The following is a 1,000-nucleotide window of genomic DNA, read 5'->3' as shown; positions in this document are numbered from 1 at the left end:
TTAGGCTTGTCATACGTCAGTGCCTGAACGCTGTCCGTTACGCCAGCCGTGGTTGGATCAGTAACCACACCAAGAATAGACAGTACTGCGAACACTGCGTTGATGATGCCAGTGAGCTGTGTGCCAAGGTTGGCAAAGTCCCACTTGTATCCAAAAGGCGCAGCCACAGCTTGCGCAAGCAGTAAAATAGCTGGCACTAGGGCCAGCCAGAATTTGACGCTCAATACTCGTACTTTCCAATTAATCTTCATCATCATTATCTCCTTTTCTAGATTACATGACGTCTTTTGGCGCCGGTGTCCATGGCGTTTCAATTGTGCCTTGCTCCACTTTCAGGAGCCTAACATATACATCCATAGTTCCGTAACAAGTAAAAGCATGCCATTTATCGTCAAGTGATCCCGTTCTTGAAACACGCTGCCACTCACTAGTTGGAGTAATACCGGCATCGGAAATGGTTTCCCATCCTAGTCTATCTACTGTACCTGTGCCTTTAATATCAACCGAGATAGTATAATTTCCACTTGGTAAATTAGAACCGATATAAAATCCTACATTAGTGTTAGTGCCAATGACATGCAGCGCTACTTCTCCACTATCCATTGTGACTTTCTGAATTGTGGCACCCCCATTAATGCTAAAACCCCATGAAGAATCGTATGAACCCCTAATTAGGTTTCTTCCATATATCTGTACACCATTGCTGAAAACCTTGTCTACTGGCGTGCCATTAACAACGCACGCTCTACCGTTGATCGTTGGCATTCAATCACCCCTCAATAAAGTAGACGCCAGACTTGTCAGCCAATGCGTCATACTGTGCTTGGGTGATGATATTGATGACGGCATCATCACCCTTGATACCCTTGTCACCTTTAGCGCCAATGAGCGAGGTCAGCCATTGGTCGACACTGCCAGAGAAGCCAGCATTGACGGCAACTTGATATGCAGATAGTCCTTGTTCGCCTTGTTTTCCTGGGTCCCCTTTTTCACCGGTCTT

2 protein-coding genes and 1 pseudogene are annotated in these 1,000 nt (G+C 46.1%); all 3 read right to left on the bottom strand.

The features are described 5' to 3' along the window. Nucleotides 1-251, bottom strand: a 251-nt coding sequence (locus tag JUF11_RS13115) for a phage holin (protein WP_204119942.1), incomplete at its 3' end; no start/stop codon positions are given. A gap of 22 nt (nucleotides 252-273) precedes the next feature. Then, nucleotides 274-765, bottom strand: coding sequence for a hypothetical protein (locus JUF11_RS13110; protein ID WP_204119941.1), 492 nt, complete (start codon nucleotides 763-765; stop codon nucleotides 274-276). A 4-nt stretch (nucleotides 766-769) separates the two neighbouring features. After that, a pseudogene (locus JUF11_RS13105) lies at nucleotides 770-1,000 on the bottom strand (hypothetical protein); the annotation flags it as partial.

It is taken from the genome of Lacticaseibacillus suilingensis (assembly GCF_016861845.1).
GTDB classification, from domain to species: Bacteria; Bacillota; Bacilli; order Lactobacillales; family Lactobacillaceae; genus Lacticaseibacillus; species Lacticaseibacillus suilingensis.
Note: the sequence above shows the minus strand (reverse complement) of the source record. Positions and strands in the feature narration are given on the sequence as shown.

Excerpts from the sequence above, each read along its gene's own strand:
- JUF11_RS13110 (WP_204119941.1), bottom strand. The coding sequence starts at position 765 with ATGCCAACGATCAACGGTAGAGCGTGCGTTGTTAATGGCACGCCAGTA.